This is a genomic window from Dictyobacter arantiisoli (genome assembly GCF_008326305.1).
Lineage (GTDB): Bacteria > Chloroflexota > Ktedonobacteria > Ktedonobacterales > Ktedonobacteraceae > Dictyobacter > Dictyobacter arantiisoli.
In genome coordinates this window covers 21,542-40,011 of the sequence record NZ_BIXY01000001.1, presented here as the reverse complement: position 1 = coordinate 40,011, position 18,470 = coordinate 21,542, and the positions used below count along the sequence as shown (strand labels likewise).

Genomic DNA, 18,470 nt, shown 5'->3' with positions numbered 1-18,470 from the left:
TGGTTGAGTTCAGGCCGTTGTGTTGATTTCTCTACCTGTTTTGCGTCTCCTTTTCACTTTATAGTAGCGACCCTGTTAAAATGGACAGGCCGAAAAACCGTTGCCATAGACAGTGCATTCAATCCAAAATTCTTCTATACTCTCTTATGGGAAGAGTATGCTGGGCAAGTACTATAAATTTTTATGCAGGCTGCTGAACACTATTGAAATGTAACTGACATGTAATCACATGCATTCGTTGAGGAGATAACAGGTATGGGCATGGGTATGGGTCCAAGAGGTGGCAGGGGTGGTGGCGGCGCCAGTGGTATGGCTTCATATTTGGAGGAGCAAAAACGTCGTGGGCGCAAAACCGATGCCCACACCCTCCGTCGGGTCGCGATCTCATTCAAACCTTATAAGATAAAAGTGGTGCTGGTCGTATTTGCGATTCTTTTAACGACTGGTCTGGGATTGATAAATCCTTTGTTGATTGCGCGTACGTTTGATGATGCGATCACGAAACGCGATCTCCGCTTGCTGATCATTTATGTGATAATTATGATTGTTACGCCGGTCGTGACTGGTCTGATTGGCGTCTGGCAATCCTATCTCAATAATGTGATTGGACAAAGCGTGATGCGCGATTTTCGCAATCGCCTCTACGAACATATGCAGAAAATGTCCCTGCGCTTCTTTACCGCGACCAAGACCGGTGAGATACAGTCCCGCCTCTCGAATGATGTGAATGGCGTGCAGTCTGTTGTCACCAGTACCGCAACCAGTATTGTCTCGAATATCGCTATTGTCGCGAGTACCATTATTGTCATGATCTGGCTTAATTACTGGCTGACACTGATTTCGCTTTGTATGTTGCCGCTCTTCCTCTGGATCACGGTCAAGGTGGGCAATGTGCGCCGTTCCACCAGTAAAGAGACCCAGCAGTCCATGGCCTCCCTGACCGCCATGATGCAGGAGACCCTCTCCGTCAGCGGTATTCTCTTAATGAAAACCTTTGGACGTCAGGAGTACGCACGTCAGGTTTTTGAGGCCGAGAACCAGAATCTGACGGAGTTAGAGGTACGTCAGCAGATGGTCGGGCGCTGGTTCTTCATGTCCATCAATGTCTTCTTCTCAATTATGCCCGCTGTAGTCTATCTGGTGGCAGGCTGGATGGTTATCAACCATGATCCTGGGATGACCTTTGGGACGATTGTGGCCTTCACGACCTTACAGACACGCATCTTCTTCCCGATTGCGCAATTACTATCGATCCAGGTAGACATCCAGGGCGCGCTGGCCCTCTTTGATCGCATCTTTGAATATCTGGACATTCCGATTGAAATTACCGACAAGCCCGAAGCCTTGCAATTGACATCTCAGGAAGCAAGTGGGCGTGTCACCTTCGACCATGTCTCTTTTTCCTATAAGCGCGACCTGCCTGACGTCCTCCGTCAAATTCCCTCCACACCTGAGGATGGCAAGGGCCCGGATATACTACTTAACGGTAAGCGGTCCGCTCGCAATAAATATAATGGCGGGCAGCGCAATGGTGCCAACGGTCACACGAATATCTCTGATATGACCGCTATGGTAGTTGATACGCCAGTCGAGCCTGAGGAAAATGGGCTGACATTGAACGATGTCTCATTTGATATCCTTCCCGGCCAACTGGCGGCGCTGGTCGGACCAAGTGGCGCGGGCAAGACGACGATGACCTATATGGTGCCACGCCTCTATGATGTGGATAGTGGCGCAGTCGAAATTGACGGACATAATGTGAAGGATCTTTCGCTTGCCTCGCTGGGCAATCTGGTTGGTATGGTGACGCAAGAGACCTATCTGCTCCATGCCAGCGTGCGTGAGAATCTCTTATATGCGCGTGCCGATGCCACCGATGAGGAGATGATCGCGGCGACCAAAGCGGCGGCGATCCATGAACGGATTATGGAATTGGATGAGGGCTATGATACGCTGGTCGGCGAGCGCGGCTATCGTCTCTCCGGTGGTGAGAAGCAGCGTATCGCGATTGCCCGTGTCATCCTCAAAAATCCACGTATCCTGATATTGGATGAGGCCACCAGCGCGCTGGATACCCATTCAGAGCGCTTGATCCAGGCCGCACTCGTACCATTGATGCGGGGCCGTACCACCCTGGCGATTGCTCACCGCCTCTCAACCATCCTGGCAGCCGACGTAATCCTCGTCGTCGATAAGGGTGAGATCGTTGAACGTGGCACTCATCAGGAACTCCTGCAAGCCAATGGACTCTATGCCCAATTGTATCAGGAACAATTCCAGGCCGTTACCGTCGAAGAAGAGACACTGGCCTAGAATGTAAACCACACTGCAAGAATGGAGTTTACATCCCCGCTTTTCCTGGGCAGGCGCTAATGTGCCTGCACATTTTATCATGTACGGCAGAAAAAGTTCGAAGAACTTTTTCTGCCGTACATGATAAAATTTTTTGAGCACCTTGTGTGCGAAAAATCATGAATGAAGAGAGTGGAAGACATGGCAATCCAACTCTTAATAGGCATTGTAATTTTATGAGTTGGCACATACAATAAGGAGAGCCATTATTCTGCTGACACTCCTTTTTTGTCTTTAGAGGATGTAAAAATATGTATGCTTTATACTCTCGTAAACCATCTATTACCAGATGTATGCAGCCCCTCAAACATATTTGCGGCGTCGTTTTATTTTGTCTATGTTGTTCAGGTCTGGCTGGCTGTGGTATATTTTCTGATCCTACCAACCCTTCTTCCAATGTGGTTGCTCCTCTTCCTACCCCAACCCCTGGTCCCAATCAAGCGGTGATGTTGAGTATGATTCATATGTTAGATGTAAAAGATGGCTGGGCCGTGACGACTGATAGCCATGTTTTACATACCTCACAGGGAGTATTCCAATGGCAGGATATTACACCGCCAGTACAGGATGTCTCCTCAGTATTTGGGCCAGCTGTATTTTTGGATGCGCAAAATGCCTGGATTGCGGTGCTGGTACGCGATAAGGTTTCTATCTGGCGTACCTATACGGGTGGGGACTTCTGGTTAGAGACTCCTTTATCCGTTGATGGATCGAGTGTCACCAATATGAGTTTCGTGGATGAACAAAATGGTTGGCTCTTACTCAATACCGATCAGCCCGGCACAGATCTGACCGAGCAGCCTGTTGCTGTATTTCGAACCATGGATGGGGGAGCCAATTGGTACCGCATTGATAGTAGCCAACCTGTGGGTGCAGGTATACGCAATGTCCCACCTGCCGCTGGCATAAAGTCAGGGATTAGCTTTCATACGCCAACTGAGGGTTGGGTGACGGAGGTATCTACCTCCGACAACCGCAATGTCCTCTATCATAGCCAGGATGCTGGCTATACCTGGAGCGCCCAGAGTGTATCCCTCCTAGCCGGGAAAGCAGCGCGTAGCTTTCCGCCCCAGTTCTTTCAGCATGATAGTGGTATTATGCCAATTGAATTGAATGTTGATAGCCATCCTATCGTGATGTGTACCACTGTAGATGGTGGAAAAACCTGGACTGGCTCACGGCCTGCTGCCGAGATTACCTCAACTGTTTCGTTTATCAATATTTTGCATGGTTGGGCCGCTGGCAATAGTCGTCATCCAGGCACGATTTATAGTACTGATGACGGAGGCAATACCTGGCAGGTAGCCGCACAACTGGGATCTGCCCTGGTTTCTATCACGCAGCTACAATTTATCTCTCCAATGGATGGATGGGCAATTGGGATCAGCAAAAATATGGAAAATCAACTGTATCTGACGTTGGATGGTGGCAAGACCTGGAATCAAAGTAGTTCATATGCATCCATTTAATCCTTCTGGCGCTGTTATGCGGCATGGCTGGTTCTTCTCTACGTTTTCCTCGTCAGAGGCCAGTAGGGATTTTTAACTGCTCTCCAACTTTCTCTCAGACAGAGCGTATATATTGCTGTAGATATACTTATACCACTATAGAGCCAGCCGGCATTGGATTGTTGAGTTTGGGGCTCTTTGTCATAAAAAAAGCTCTCTCTGGAGGATTAAAAAAATGGATGCACGTTTTTATAATTTAAAGAATCAAGAAATCAATATTGAAACTCTGGCAAATAGTCTGGTCAACGCCTATCGGTCGCAGGGTTATCAGGCGCAATACGTCAAAGATCAGGATCAGATTATTGTACAGTTTAAAAAAGGGAGTGATTTTGAGGCTGTGATTGGTATGCAGGCCGCACTCTCGCTTTCATTGCAACGTACCGAGGGTGGCATGACAGCGACCGCCGGTCAGCAGAAGTGGATCGACAAAGTGGCGGTTGGCGCTGCCAGTCTGATGGTGCCAATCCTGGCGCCCCTGGTCTTGACTGCTGGCTTTGGAGCGCTACGTCAGATCAATCTCGCGCATCAAGTTTTCTCATTTCTGGATGGACTGGTACGCCAGCAATATCCTGAGGTGCAAATTAATCCCAATGCGCAGGGTCCCAGCTTTTTCTAAGCTTCGCTAACACGATTCCTCGCTGTTGCTGCATATCTGATCTGTAATGGAGACTGCCGGAAGGCTGGATGCGATTGGTTGGAGGCCCATAAAAGGATCAGAATGCGGCAGCATACGATTATGGTATACTTTAGCAAGAAGAGGGTAATTGTACTGCTCAACTTTGACAAATCACATGTGTAGATAGTAGTGAATGCAGAAGATAACTTTGAAAAATCCACATGTAGTGCCAGGGACAGGTAAGGTACACCGCCAAGTATTCCATGTATGTGACCAGTGACCATCCGTGTGATGCACTTAAAGACACCGAGAAAGAATGTTACGTTGGAGGATAATGGATGGATGCCCGCTTTTATAATTCAGAAGATATAGATATCGAGCGGCTTGCCAGTGATCTTGTGAATGTTTATCTCTCCCAGGGCTATCAGGCACAAAATTTTGGCAATAATGATCAGGTCTTGATCCAATTGAAAAAAGGTGGCGACTTTGAGGCCATTATTGGTATGCAAGCGGCGGTCTCGCTGACGATACAGCGGACGGCTGGTGGCGTGCTGGCGATGATTGGCCGACAACGCTGGGTAGATAAAGCGGCTGTGGGAGCCGTGGGTCTGGTAGGCTTTCCGATACTCTGGCCTCTGGCATTGACCGCAGGAGCTGGTGCGTTGCGGCAGGCCAGCCTGGGCAATCAAGTGCTCAATGTGGTTGATGGTCTGGTGCGTCAGCAACGGCCTGGTCTGCTGGCAGGTCCGATCCCTTCGCAAATTGTGCCGCAAATCCAGCGGCAATGGGGACAGCCAGATCCACAGCAGCAATTGCCTTATTATGTTCCATCTAATACTGTGGTCGAAGCGGCTCCACAACCACTATTGCCATCTTTTACACCAACGCCGCCTCCTGTGCAATCGTCGCAATCCGTTCCGGCAGCTACAAGCTTGCGCTGCACCCAGTGTAATACGCCCTATGAGGCTGGCGATACCTTTTGTTCAGGTTGTGGCCGTGCATTAGCCACGCCACGTTTTTCCTGTCCCAACTGTCATACAGATCTCAAGGCTGGAACCTCTTTCTGTCCGAAATGTGGTGCCTCAACCTTTGCCGCTGGAGCGGCTTCGCAAAAAGTGGCTCCACAGCCAGCAGTACCGCCACAGCCCACAGTAACCTATCAGTCCAGCGCACCTGCGCCGCAGCCTCCGCTTTATCAGGCACCGGAACCAGCAATTCCAACCTATACACCGCCCGCCACCCCGGCCTATCGTCCGCCAGAGCCACCGACCTATACGCCACCGGTCACGCAGACGCCGCCAGCAGCTCCACAGCCACAGGTCTTCTACGTGCCCTCTGAGCAGTCAGCTCCGAGCGAGTCAAAGCTCACGCCACAGAAGCCTGCGGAGCCTTATTACGTGCCACCGGAGACACAGACACCAACTGTTCAATCACAGCCGAGGGTAACGATAGTACCCAGTACACCTAAACAGGAACCGCCGCCGCCACATAAACAGCGACCGCAGAAACAATACTATATTCCATCGCAGCCAGAAGATCAGCCCACCGTCCAGGGGTCTGTGCCGCAATCCGCTGAGGCCCAGGTTGATCCACACGATGAGCCGACCATCTATGCCACCAACGCAGTAGCTGGCAACCAGTCATCGGCACCCTGGGGAAGTCTAACTTTCAGTGATGGACAGCAGATCCAGTTGGTCAGTGACCATGCTGTCGTAGGACGCTACGATCACGATCTGGGGGGGGATAAACCTGAAGTAGACCTCAGTCAAATCCCTGCTGCGGATACCGTATCGCGTATCCACGCGGCCTTTGAACGCCATGGCAGCAGTTATACCCTGACTGATCTCAACAGCACCAATGCCACGCGTATCAATGGTAAACGCCTGACACCAGACACACCAACACCCATCAATGCTGGAGATACGCTGCAATTTGGCAAAATCACCAGCACCTTCAAACAAGCTTGATCAGTTTTCAGTGGAAGCGCACCGATAAGCCAATGTAGGGGCCGCACCTACGTTTTTTGTCGAGATTCCTCTTGTTTAAGCGGTATTGCTCTTTAGGGGTAGAGTCGCATAGAAATCAGACCCCTACGTTGGCTTGCAGTCTCTTCTCCACGTATCAGAATTGGAAGACCTTGTGGTAGAAATGTAGAATGCTCGGGCTTGACATTTGGATGTGTACTCGATAGACTAATGTAAACAAGAATTTATACTGGCACAGACCAGGAGGAGTAAGTGTACCTCCCCGGCTAGAGAAGGAAGATCACCGGCTGCAAGTCTTCCTCGGAACGGTACAGTGAAGGTCGCCTGCGAGCCTGAAAATAAAGCTAGCGCAACATACTGCGTAGTCTAGTTTTCACGGGTATGCCCGATACAGCACTGGCTGAGGATCAATCTCAGATGCGCCATACTGCTCTACAGCCGGATTGATCGAAACAAGGTGGTACCACGAGTTACGTCCTTTCTCGTCCTTGACGGGAAGGGCTTTTTTTATGTGTTAGCAAGAGGTGGATATGATCGATCAAGAGAAAACAATTGAGACAACACCAATCACGGATGTTGCAGACTTGCCCAAGGCTTATGAGCCGCAGGCGGTGGAGGCAAAATGGTATCGCTTCTGGGAGGAGGGTGGCTATTTTAAACCCCGACCCAATCCCGCTCGCAAGCCGTTTGTGATCAGTATGCCTCCTCCCAACGTGACGGGCGCGCTCCATCTGGGACATGGTATTACCTCAACTATTGAAGATATTATGATTCGTTACCATCGCATGCAGGGCGACGAGACGCTATGGGTTCCCGGTGAGGACCATGCCGGTATCGCGACGCAAACGGTTGTCGAGCGTTTACTGGCAACCGAGGGCACCGATCGCCATCAAATTGGACGTGAGGCCTTCCTGGAGCGTGTCTGGCAGTGGGTGGACCAGTATAAGAGCCGTATTCAGAATCAGCATCGCCGCCTGGGCGCTTCTTGCGATTGGTCACATGAGCGCTTTACGCTGGATGAAGGCCTCTCCAAAGCTGTGCGTGAAGTCTTTGTGCGCTTGTACGAGGAAGGCTTGATCTATCGTGGCGAGCGTATCATCAACTGGTGTCCAGTCTGTATGAGTGCGCTGTCAGATCTCGAAGTCAACCACGTGAATACGCCGGGCAAGCTGACTTACGTACGCTATCCCCTCAAGCCAGTTGATGGACAGGTAGCGGGTGAGGGTGACTATATCACTGTTGCCACGACCCGTCCCGAGACGATTCTGGGTGATACCGCCATCGCTGTCAATCCGAAAGATCATCGTTATGTCAATATCATTGGTCGTCTGGCAATTGTGCCGGTAATTGGGCGTGAGATCCCGATTGTGGCTGATGAAGCGGTTGAGGCTGATTTCGGTACCGGGGCCGTGAAGGTCACTCCTGCCCATGATCCAACCGACTTTGAGATCGGGCAGCGCCATAATCTGCCACGTATCCAGGTGATTGGCTTTGACGCGAAGATGACCGCTGAGGCTGGCCCCTATGCCGGTCAGGATCGCCATGAGGCCCGTAAAAATCTGGTGGCGGATCTGGAAAAAACTGGCTTGATCGTGAAGATTGAAGATTATGTGGTGCCGCTGGGACGCTGCCAGCGGAGCGATACTGTGATTGAACCTTTGATATCAAAACAGTGGTTTATCTCGATGAAGCCATTGGCAACCCCGGCCCTGAATGCAGTCAAATATGGTCAGATCAAAATCGTGCCAGAGCGTTTTAACAAGACATACTTTGATTGGCTTGAGAACATCCACGATTGGTGTATCTCACGTCAACTCTGGTGGGGCCATCGCATTCCAGTCTGGTATTGTGATAGTTGTGGCGAGATGACCGTCAGCCGGGAGGATATCACGATCTGCCCCCATTGCGAAGGCACGCAGTTACGGCAGGATGAAGATGTGCTCGATACCTGGTTTAGCTCCTGGCTCTGGCCGTTTAGCACCCTGGGCTGGCCGGATCATACCCCTGATCTCCAGCGCTACTATCCAACCGCTGTGATGGAGACAGGCTATGACATCATCTTCTTCTGGGTGGCGCGTATGGTCATGTCTGGTATCCATTTCATGGGCAATGCTCCCTTCTCCACCATCTATCTGCATGGCCTGGTGCGGGATGCCAAAGGTGAGAAGATGAGTAAGTCCAAGGGGAACGTGATTGATCCTCTGGAGGTGATGGATAAGTTTGGGACGGATGCGCTCCGTTTTACCCTGGCAACCAGCAGTACGCCGGGTAACGATATGAAGTTGATCGATGAGCGCATTGTGGGCAACCGCAACTTCGCCAATAAGATCTGGAATGCATCGCGTTTCGTGCTGATGACGACGGCTGATATTCCTGGTGGTGTACCCGCTATTGAGTCTGTACAGCCACAGACATTAGCAGATCGCTGGATTCTCCAGCGCTTTGAGCGTCTGACGAAAACGGTCACACGTTTGATTGAAGAGTTCCAGTTTGGTGAAGCCGGTCGTCAGATTAACGACTTCTTCTGGTCAGATTATTGTGACTGGTATGTCGAGGCTTCTAAAGTACAGATGCGTGGAGATAAGCAGACCAGACAGAATACCGCTGGTATTCTACGAGCGGTATTGGATCAGAGCCTGCGTCTGCTGCATCCTTTTATGCCTTTTGTGACCGAGGAAGTCTGGCAATATCTGTATCACTTCAGCCAGCCAGATCGAGCGTCATGGCCTGCTTCTGCTTTGATCATTGCTCCCTGGCCTCAATATCACGCGGCCTTTGAGGATGAGACTGCTGAGCAACAATTTAGCCTGCTCCAGCAAGTGATCACCTTGATTCGTGATGCTCGTAACCAGATGAATGTTGAGCGTTCACATCGTAATCCTGTGATTATGGCTGTGGGTGAGGATGTGTCAATGTTCGAGGCGCAGGCACCATTGATCGAATTCCTGGCAACAACTGAAAAGCCGCAGTTATTTAGCACCCTGGCCCAGAAGCCAGAGCAGGCTATGAGCCTGTTAGCTGGTGCGGTTGAGATTTATCTGCCGCTGGCTGGCCTGCTAGATATTGGAAAGGAACTGGCGCGTCTGGATAAGGAGATCGTGCAGGTGCAACAGGAGCAGGCACGTTTGCAAGGTAAGCTCTCCAATCAGAACTTTGTCTCTCGTGCCAGGCCAGAAGTAGTGGAGAAGGAACGGGAGAAACTGGCCGCGCATGAAGAGCGCCTCAGTAAGCTCCAGGCGCGCCGCAACGAACTGGCCGCGATGCAGCCGTAATCTGACACTCTGATAGAGAGTGTCAGCCCCCCAATACCAGCGGGATCTTGCTGCTCACTTGCTGGCAGGCGCGTGCGCGCCTGCGCCCTTTTTATTGTGTGGTGTTGGAAAAGTTCTTCGAACTTTTCCAACACCACACAATAAAAAGAAGTTTGAGCACCGCAGGTGCGAAAACTCATGCACAGAGACTGTGGAGAGCATGGGAGTCTGACGCTTTGATAGAGGCAAAAAGAAGCGGTCTCGATGATACTCTCCAGAAGTATCACTGAGACCGCCTCCCTTAGACACAAGCACGAACAGAGGAGACACAAGCATGAACCGGAGTAGTATGCGAAAAATCCAGTTGATAGCTTGACTCGCTTCCATCATCTTTCATTCCACTTCATCCTTTGACCGCCATCTCCTTTATCCAGTAGAGACATGGGGTCAACCACTCATGCTAATGACGACAATCTATTGCCTGTTATAACCCCTCATAACAGCTATATATTGTGTATTAGACTTGTAGAGATAATGAAGCTGCCTTCGCTATCGCTGTATTTCTACTCTACACAAAGCATAATCCATAACACGCCTTGCTGTCAAGACTTTTCTTGACTAAATTGACTAACTAAGTCAACATATGAAGAAATTCGTTTAAATAAAGGAAGGGCTTATTGAATTTCTTTATAGTGGAGTTACTATGATCAATAGAACCAGGTGTGTCTACCCGAATGCTGTGTATGATGGCATCTATTGAGTTATGATAAACGTACCATAATCAGGAGTTCCATGTTATACTGGATTCTAATACCTATATTGTTTATGCAAGAGAAAAGATGCTCGCGCCACGACGAGCTGAGGAGAATTGGTGATGTTATATGATTTGTTGAAGATGTGCGTGAGCATCGCTTTTCATCTCTTGAATCTGCTGCTTGGCGGTAAGCTTCCCCCCTTCGGAAGTGCCGCAGTGATTGTTGAGCAGGATGAGTGCTATCTGGTAGTTGAATTGCCCAGGCATCGTCTGGCCTTGCCCGGTGGCTTTATGAACTGGCGTGAGAATCCTATTCAGGCTGCGGAGCGTGAAGCTCACGAAGAAACGGGGCTGGATGTGAAGGCGGATGATTTAATTGGCTTTTATTCATGTCCCAGTCATAGCTGGCTGAACATGAGTAACTTGAGTTTTGTCTATCATGCGCGTGTAACGGGTGGAAGTTTGCGCAACAATATTGAAGGTCGCCCCTGCTGGGTTGCTGAAAGTGAGCTACGTGAGCGTCTAGACAAACATACACTAAAGATCTTTGATGATTATCTAAGTTATCGAGCGCGCCAGAAGGCATCCTGTGCGGCGTAATCTTACTTGCCACTGAGATAGATGAAATTTGTGCCAGCCAGGATTAAATTAGTAGAGTGTATACTGTAAAAATACATTGATGTATATCATAATAAGCGTTATGCTATATATCATGTAAATATATTAATTGCATGAGAAGTATATTATTATTTTTATTGGTGGTGTACAAAAATGGATATGACATGGCGTGAATTACTTGGAACCATCCTGATGGATCCGCAAGAGCAGCAAAGGATTCAGGATGCGCTTTCTGTGAATGCTATGACGTTACGGCGCTGGATTACTGGAGAGACAAATCCACGTCCGCAAAATTTGCGCTTATTGCTTAATGCCCTTCCACAATATCGCAAGCAAATGATCGACCTATTAGCAAAGGAGTTTCCTCCGGCTGGCACGACTAACGTGTTGAAAGAGGAAGAAATATTTCAAATTTCTGCCGATTTTTACGGTTGCGTTATTAGCTCCTATGTAAATGTCTCCCGTCACCTGCGTTCCTCAACCATAAGTAATCTTATTTTACAGCAAATGCTCAGGCATTTAGACGCAGGCAGAGCCGGAATGCTGGTCTCTGTGGCACAATGTGTTCCTCCATCTGTAGGACAAGTGGTACGCAGTTTACGCATCGTAGCAGGGCGTGGCTCAGCTCCCTGGGGCAACAATATCGAATCCCATCCTCAATTTCTGGGCATCGAATCCATGGTTGGGTATGTCGTTTCTTCAGGACATATGACCGCCGTCCAGAATCAGGCAGAAATTCTGCGTAATTTTCCTGGCGATTATATTGATGGACTTGAAAGCGCTGTTGCTGTCCCTATTGTGCTGGCAAATCGCATCGTGGGAGGATTGTACGTCGCGAGTGCTGAGGCAAGCTATTTTTCATCGTCCTTGATCATATGTATTCAGAAATATGCCGAGTTGCTGTGTCTATCCTTTGACGAAAATGAATATTATCTCTTTCGTGATGTGGCACTTGGGGTCATGCCAGCGCGTGAAAAACAATTCCCTTCTCTCCTAACCTTCCAGCAGCGCGTCACGCAACAGATTATGCTGGCTGCCCACCAAAAGCATACAACCACCCGCATCGAGGCGGAAAAGATTATCTGGCAGCAGTTAGAAAAGGAATTATTCGCTATAACAACCGCTTCATCATCGCATCCACCAGTAAGTATACTCGCTCCATAAAAAAGAAGGAGTAATGCTGTGGATAAGCATTGCTCCTTCTCGAAAAAGGGATAGGTGTGATGCATAAGCCTGAGAGGTGGATAAAACCTCTTGCATTATTATATCGGAATGCATAGAGATAACATGAATCATATTTCTTTCAAAATGTTTGCTTCCCATGTCCTCAACTATTCTTCTGAAATTGGGAGCAATTTCATGGTTCAGAGTGCTCCGTTAGGAGCATGGCCTATTTATATGGTTTCTGATCATCATTGCTGGTTGTCTCTGTGCTCTGGGTATAGGTATCTTCGTAGTGAACACTCCACATTGCCATAATCACATAAAATAGACAGCTTGCGACCAATGCCACGGTAAAATAAATATCCGAAGAAATGACACGAAAGAGTGCCAGCAATAGTGCTGCGAAAATGATTTGTCCAACTCCCCAGACGATATTCAAGCGGTAAAGCATACGGCGATAGGTAGCGTTTTCCTGCCAGTAATCGTTATAGGCAGTGTTTTGTGCCGTGGAATGCGCATGGCAGTAGCGATCAATATAGAACAGTAGTGGTTTCCCCACCACATGTGTCAGCAATATCAGTAATCCCACTAGCGCGATAGGCAGTGTATAGTGTTGCAGTTCTAGCTGTAATAGCGAGGAAGCTGGTACAAGATCATTGATGAGCGCCCAGAGCAGAAAATAGAGCGCCCCAATGCCAATCAGATCCAGCATACGGCGCTGATACAGATTCCAGATAATATGTGCGATGGGGAACAGTGCCACTATGCCGAGTGCGCCCAGTAGAGGCATGCGCGCCGTTAAAATGGGATAGAGCATATAGGGGAAGGCCAGATCGATCACAATCGTTTGCAGTATATTGCTAGGCACGACATTTGTGAAATCGAGCCGTGGCGCGTGTCTTTGCTTGTCCATGACGACGAGTACTCCTTTAACTCCTGGCTTTTTTTCTAGTATGGCACGCTTCCATCAAACGAGCAACTCCTTTTTGGCACTGCTGAAGATGCCTTTTCAGCTACTCTACTCCACAACACCAGCCTATTCATAAACATTACCACCCATAATTGTAGACCTCATCTTTACGGTGAGGTCTACAATTATGGGTAAAATTCCCCACTTCTAGAAATATCTTCAGCTTTTTGGTTCGACTGCTCCCGATTTTTATTCTCATCTGGCACTCCTGACACAACTTTTGTGCTCTTCAAAAAGCCCTATCCAACTAGTTTTGTGCGGCCTGTATCTAGAAATACTGTCAGTATAAGCGCACGACAAAATAGCTTCGGCCTTTGGCATGATTATTGCAATAAAGAAAAGATGTAAGCGTAATCCTAAAAGCTTGAAGAGAAGCTATTGAAGAAAGACATTGGCAGGGTTGTTTTCCTGGAGTTTGATGCATGCATCATAGTGCGTGAGAAGAAGGAGTCGGTGGTATGGCGGCAAAAACAGTCAAAGCAACGGTAAAGAGTGAGTCCCTGGTTTCAGAAAAAGTTGAGAAGAAGCGACGCACAAAAGAGGTTGTCTTTGATGAGGCTCCATTAGAAGATGAGAGAGATTGCTTCTATGATACAGATGAAGAAATACAAGATGTCGAAGAAGACCAACGGATGGCAGTTGATGATGCAGTAAAACAATATTTAAAAGAAATTGGTATGTATCCCCTGTTGACCTCTGCGCAAGAATTACAACTGGCTGAGCGTGTCGCGCGTGGAGATCTGCGTGCCCGCCAGCGGCTGATTGAGGCCAATTTGCGCCTGGTTGTAAGCATCGCGAAAAGATATTCCAATCAGGGCCTGCCCTTGCTGGATCTCATTCAAGAGGGCAATATTGGATTGATGCGGGCGACCCAGAAGTTTGATTATCAGCGTGGTTTTCGTTTTAGTACCTACGCAACCTGGTGGATTCGACAGGCGATCAGTCGGGCCATTGCCGAGCATTCGCGCAGCATTCATATTCCTGTGCATGTGGTCGAACTTATCTATAAAATCAAGCGCATTGCCCGGCGTATGTATCAGGAGCAGGGAATTGAGCCACTGCCAGAACAGATTGCCGCTGAGATGGGTCTACCGCGCGAACGCGTGGTTGAGCTTTTGAACGCTTCCGAGCAACCCATCTCGTTGGATGCTCCCATGGCGGATGATGAAGAATATCATCTGGCCGATGCGATTGAAAATGCGGCCACACCTCCTCCTGTTGATCAAACCGCTGACCAGCTTCTGCAAGCTCAAATCGAGCAGGCTTTAACCGTATTAAGCCCCCGTGAACGTACCATTATTGAGATGCGCTATGGTTTGAAAGAGGGCCATTCGTTGTCCCTGGATGAGGTCGGCACAATTTTCCGTCTGACCCGTGAGCGCATTCGTCAGATTGAGGTCAAAGCCCTGCGGAAACTACGCTATCCAGAGCGTTACGAGGGCGTGCGCGAACTGGCCCGAGCCTGATCATGGCTTACCTGCTGGCTGCATTCATCCATCTTCTGGCTTGCCAGCATAGATTCCTGAACAAGTGCCTGACAAGAAGAAACCTTCCACCTCGAGCAGGAAGGTTTCTTCTTGTCATCGGGTGGCATGGTTAACGACCTGATCCAGATAGCCAACCCGGATCGTATTCATGACAACAGGGCATTCCAATTCTCATGCGTGGGGCAGGATGGCCGCTACGGTAGTTTGCAGCCTCATCTCCATGGATGAGCATTGGAAGACCCTGTCTGTTCATGATAAGCGTCTGCTTGTATGCGAGCGCTTTATGTGTTTATAATCAAGCTGTATTGGAACAATACGAATATATACATGAATTGGAAGGATATTTAAATATGGAGTATCGTCATTTAGGTCGGGCGGGTGTCAAGGTAAGTACGATTTCATTGGGAAGCTGGTTGACGTATGGTATGTCAACCGATAAGCAGGTAGCTATCGATTGCATTCATCGCGCTTACGATCTTGGTGTGAACTTCTTTGATACGGCGAACGTCTACAATCGCGGTGAGGCCGAAAAGGTTGTAGGAAGCGCCTTGAGCGCATATAGCCGTGACTCTTATGTGCTGGCAACCAAGGTCTATTTCCCTATGGGCGAAGGTCCCAATGATCGCGGTTTGTCGCGTAAGCATATCATTGAGCAATGTAATGCCAGCCTGAAACGCCTGGGCGTTGATTATATTGATCTGTACCAATGTCATCGCTATGATCCCGAGACGCCCATTGACGAGGTACTGCGTGCCTTCGATGACCTGATACGCCAGGGGAAGATTCTGTATGCTGGTGTCTCCGAGTGGTCGGCAGTCAACATCGCTGATGCCGTCTATACTGCACGTGAGCTCAATCTGGATAAGATTGTCTCTAATCAGCCTGCTTATAATCTGCTCCATCGCCGGATTGAAAAGGATATCATTCCTCTATGTGAGCGCGAAGGCATCGGACAGATCGTCTTTTCGCCTCTGGCACAGGGTGTCTTGACCGGTAAATACAAACCCGGACAGCAGCCAGCCGCCGATACCCGTGCCGCCAATGCGGAGATCAATGGTTTTATGGGTGAGACATTGAGTGATAAGACATTAAGCGCGGTACAGGAATTGCAGAAGCTGGCTGAAGAGGGTGGCTATAAAGTCAGCCAACTGGCCCTGGCCTGGATCTTGCGCCAGAAAAACGTCAGCTCTGCCATCATTGGTGCTTCTCGTCCCTCTCAGGTAGAAGAGAACGTCAGCGCCGCTGATATCAAGTTGTCGGACAATGATTTAGAGCGCATTGATACCATCTTAGAAGGTGTTGTTGGGTACTAAATATGCGCAGCCTCTCAATGGAGATTGTGCTTTTGCTTAAGCTCGACTTTGTACAATTTTGAAAACATGAGCTCGAAATGCGTCGCACTGGCCCTTTTTCGCAGGCTCAAAAGCCTAAAAATGTACAAAGTCGAGTTAAGAATGTGTCAGACTCCCAGTACCATCAAGATCTTGCTGCTCACTGGCTGGCAGGCGCGCAAGCGCCTGCGTCCTTGTTAGTGTGTGGTGTAGAAAAAGTTTGAAGAAACTTTTTCTACACCACACACTAACAAGATGTTTGAGCACCGTAGGTGCGAAAACTCATGCACAGAGATCGTGGTAGTCATAGACCCTTTGGGATTTCCTATAGTTTTGTGGTTGGTTTACCTGCTGTGGAAATGACCGAATTTGTTTGTATGGACTGCATGGTACATTCCATCAAATATCTGATCACTGCCTGTATGTTTTGAGTCTCATTGTAAACCGCGATTTGTTGGTCAGCGCCAGTTCCCTGGGAACTTGTGAGCAAGATTCGTAAGTAGTTCATCTCACGTCGAATGCCTAATTCATCTACCACATCCTCTACAAAATCGAGAGTTTCATGCAGTGAATCGCGCAATGTCAGGCTCCGATGGTGTGGGAAATCTACGATCACGGCATCCAATCCATAGCGAGCTGCTTTCCATTTATTTTCTTCAATATAATGAGTTGGCAGGACAAGGGTGTTCATATTTTGTTCAAGCAAGAAGGTCAATTTGCAGACCAGTGCCTGGCAGAGAGCCGCGATTGCCATCGTATCCTCAAAGGTTACGGGCATATCGCAGACGCGGAACTCAAGAGTATCAAAAAAAGGATGAGGGCGAATATCCCACCAGATTTTTTTGGCATTATCGATGCAGTTGTTGCGCATCAAATCAGAGACATAGCAATCGAACTCCATGCTTGATGTAAAGGTGGGAGGGATACCTGAGCGGGGAAAGCGTTTCCAGACAATGGAGCGGTACGACTTGAGGCCTGTATTGTAATTAATCCAGAAGGGAGAATTAGATGAGAGGGCTAATAGATGGGGAATCCAGGTTCGGAGCTGATTCATCAGTGGAATGGCAATCTCATGAGTATCGATACCCACATGGACATGGAGTCCACAAATCAGAATCGAGCGTCCCACATCCTGAAACTCTTCCTCTATTTCTTTATAGCGTTCATTAACGGTCCGGCGTTGATCCCGCCAGTGAGCGACAGGATGGGTACCCGAACTGATCATTGCCAGCCCTTCATTTGCCAGGATAGTGGCTAGCTGCATACGTTTCGTAGACAAATCCTGGCGCAGAGCATGGATATCCGCGCACACCCCAGTAATAATCTCCACCATAGATTGCAGCATTTCTGCTTTAATTAATTCTCCAAAAACAGCACTTCCTTTATCCAGAACCGTATGTACATGGGATACCAGTTGTCCTGTGTCTCTATCGACCATCTGAAACTCTTCTTCTACGCCCAGGGTGAAACGTGATGACATCGTAATCTCCTTTTGGATAACGTTAGCCAACCGATGTGAGCAAACATACGTGGTAGCAACCTACAGGAGAAGAAGATCCGCTCGAAAAAATGGAAGAGTCTATGTATTGTGCGTATGACGGTAGAGAGTGGCATGATACCGTCACCTGGGAGCATAGAGTGTTGGAACGGCCCTTGTGCATAAGTGCACGAAACCAGCATAAAAGCACCTCTGTGTGATTGCACAAATGCATTGTGGTGCTAGCATAGTGAGCACTACTTTTTGAAAAGTACTGGACTTATAGCGTACACAAGGACTTTACGTCTGTCAAGAGGCAAAATGTGCCAATGTGTACCAGCAAGATTACAATCTGAAGGCGAATGGCAACAAATCCCCGGCTTGAAAATCGCGTTCGCACCCATCGATAAAGATCGTCGCCTCTGGCGCCAGATCGGCGATCCACTGTCGGCATGCGCCGCAGGGCATGCGTTCATGGGTAGGAGCATCTTCAGGGGCATCGATACAAGCAATGGCAATGTGTGTGATGGGGCCAGCCTGTGCCGTGAGCGCGGCTGCCAGGGCAGACCGTTCCGCGCAAAGGGTCAGGCCATAGCTTGAAATTTCGATATTGACGCCGGTAAAGACCTTCTCACCGGCTAGCAGCGCGGCACCAACATGAAAATGCGAGTAAGGGCAATGTGCTCCCTGAGCGGTCTGACGGGCTAAATCTAACAACGCTTCTCGATCCATCATCTCTATCCTTTACGTTGAGTCCAGTAACAGGCATGGGCGTTGTTACAATCTAACCTTTTTGCCATGCCTCGTCAAGCCGATCATTACTAACGGAGGGATGAACACTGCCGCCTGGATTACTCGCCAGAGCGGGCAAAAGACGGCACGTATGAATGAAGTAGGTACGAACCCTGTTGATCTGATGAAGTAGCAACCCCTGTTTTGACGTATTTAGAACGTAAA

The 18,470-nt window shown here is 48.9% G+C and carries 12 protein-coding genes; 9 read left to right on the top strand and 3 right to left on the bottom strand.

Annotation, left to right across the window (positions count from 1 at the left end; all coding sequences use genetic code 11):
- Nucleotides 1-255: 255 nt before the first annotated feature.
- The 7 genes from F1593_RS29190 to F1593_RS00120 all read left to right on the top strand — a co-directional run bounded on the left by F1593_RS29190 (nt 256) and on the right by F1593_RS00120 (nt 12,248).
- A complete protein-coding gene (locus F1593_RS29190; RefSeq protein ID WP_235932449.1) occupies nt 256-2,313 on the top strand; it encodes an ABC transporter ATP-binding protein in 2,058 nt (685 codons plus the stop codon).
- Between the two features lie 290 nt (nt 2,314-2,603).
- Entirely contained in the window at nt 2,604-3,821 is a 1,218-nt protein-coding gene (locus F1593_RS00145) for a WD40/YVTN/BNR-like repeat-containing protein (RefSeq protein WP_149399078.1), read from the top strand.
- Nucleotides 3,822-4,035: 214 nt separating this feature from the next.
- On the top strand, nt 4,036-4,476 hold the full coding sequence (locus tag F1593_RS00140; protein ID WP_149399075.1) for a hypothetical protein: 441 nt from the start codon (nt 4,036-4,038) through the stop codon (nt 4,474-4,476).
- 338 nt (nt 4,477-4,814) lie between these two features.
- Nucleotides 4,815-6,443, top strand: a complete 1,629-nt coding sequence (locus F1593_RS00135) for a double zinc ribbon and FHA domain-containing protein (protein WP_149399073.1) — start codon at nt 4,815-4,817, stop codon at nt 6,441-6,443.
- Between the two features lie 548 nt (nt 6,444-6,991).
- Entirely contained in the window at nt 6,992-9,733 is a 2,742-nt protein-coding gene (locus F1593_RS00130; RefSeq protein ID WP_149399071.1) for a valine--tRNA ligase, read from the top strand.
- Between the two features lie 853 nt (nt 9,734-10,586).
- Nucleotides 10,587-11,066, top strand: coding sequence for an NUDIX hydrolase (locus F1593_RS00125; protein WP_172631741.1), 480 nt, complete (start codon nt 10,587-10,589; stop codon nt 11,064-11,066).
- 171 nt (nt 11,067-11,237) lie between these two features.
- A complete protein-coding gene (locus F1593_RS00120) occupies nt 11,238-12,248 on the top strand; it encodes a hypothetical protein (RefSeq protein WP_149399069.1) in 1,011 nt (336 codons plus the stop codon).
- Nucleotides 12,249-12,474: 226 nt separating this feature from the next.
- Here F1593_RS00120 and F1593_RS00115 read toward each other — a convergent pair whose 3' ends face one another.
- Entirely contained in the window at nt 12,475-13,161 is a 687-nt protein-coding gene (locus F1593_RS00115) for a DUF3159 domain-containing protein (protein WP_149399067.1), read from the bottom strand.
- A gap of 515 nt (nt 13,162-13,676) precedes the next feature.
- Here F1593_RS00115 and F1593_RS00110 point away from each other — a divergent pair.
- Together F1593_RS00110 and F1593_RS00105 are read left to right on the top strand one after the other, a co-directional pair.
- Nucleotides 13,677-14,684, top strand: a complete 1,008-nt coding sequence (locus tag F1593_RS00110) for a sigma-70 family RNA polymerase sigma factor (RefSeq protein ID WP_149399065.1) — start codon at nt 13,677-13,679, stop codon at nt 14,682-14,684.
- Nucleotides 14,685-15,055: 371 nt separating this feature from the next.
- Nucleotides 15,056-16,018 (top strand): aldo/keto reductase family protein, encoded by a 963-nt coding sequence (locus F1593_RS00105; protein WP_149399062.1) that lies wholly within the window; start codon nt 15,056-15,058, stop codon nt 16,016-16,018.
- A 343-nt stretch (nt 16,019-16,361) separates the two neighbouring features.
- Here the strand turns inward: F1593_RS00105 and F1593_RS00100 are convergent, their stop codons facing one another.
- Both F1593_RS00100 and F1593_RS00095 read right to left on the bottom strand, forming a co-directional pair.
- Nucleotides 16,362-17,516: a carboxylate-amine ligase gene (locus F1593_RS00100; protein WP_149399060.1), complete on the bottom strand. Its 1,155-nt coding sequence runs from the start codon at nt 17,514-17,516 to the stop codon at nt 16,362-16,364.
- Between the two features lie 342 nt (nt 17,517-17,858).
- Nucleotides 17,859-18,248 (bottom strand): cytidine deaminase, encoded by a 390-nt coding sequence (locus tag F1593_RS00095; protein WP_149399058.1) that lies wholly within the window; start codon nt 18,246-18,248, stop codon nt 17,859-17,861.
- Nucleotides 18,249-18,470 lie beyond the last annotated feature (222 nt).

Bases quoted from the DNA above. Each gene is read 5' to 3' on its own strand.
- F1593_RS00110 (WP_149399065.1), top strand. From the start codon at position 13,677: ATGGCGGCAAAAACAGTCAAAGCAACGGTAAAGAGTGAGTCCCTGGTT.
- F1593_RS00125 (WP_172631741.1), top strand. From the start codon at position 10,587: ATGTTATATGATTTGTTGAAGATGTGCGTGAGCATCGCTTTTCATCTC.
- F1593_RS00130 (WP_149399071.1), top strand. From the start codon at position 6,992: ATGATCGATCAAGAGAAAACAATTGAGACAACACCAATCACGGATGTT.
- F1593_RS00115 (WP_149399067.1), bottom strand. From the start codon at position 13,161: ATGGACAAGCAAAGACACGCGCCACGGCTCGATTTCACAAATGTCGTG.
- F1593_RS00105 (WP_149399062.1), top strand. From the start codon at position 15,056: ATGGAGTATCGTCATTTAGGTCGGGCGGGTGTCAAGGTAAGTACGATT.
- F1593_RS00145 (WP_149399078.1), top strand. From the start codon at position 2,604: ATGTATGCTTTATACTCTCGTAAACCATCTATTACCAGATGTATGCAG.
- F1593_RS29190 (WP_235932449.1), top strand. From the start codon at position 256: ATGGGCATGGGTATGGGTCCAAGAGGTGGCAGGGGTGGTGGCGGCGCC.
- F1593_RS00135 (WP_149399073.1), top strand. From the start codon at position 4,815: ATGGATGCCCGCTTTTATAATTCAGAAGATATAGATATCGAGCGGCTT.
- F1593_RS00140 (WP_149399075.1), top strand. From the start codon at position 4,036: ATGGATGCACGTTTTTATAATTTAAAGAATCAAGAAATCAATATTGAA.
- F1593_RS00095 (WP_149399058.1), bottom strand. From the start codon at position 18,248: ATGATGGATCGAGAAGCGTTGTTAGATTTAGCCCGTCAGACCGCTCAG.
- F1593_RS00100 (WP_149399060.1), bottom strand. From the start codon at position 17,516: ATGTCATCACGTTTCACCCTGGGCGTAGAAGAAGAGTTTCAGATGGTC.
- F1593_RS00120 (WP_149399069.1), top strand. From the start codon at position 11,238: ATGGATATGACATGGCGTGAATTACTTGGAACCATCCTGATGGATCCG.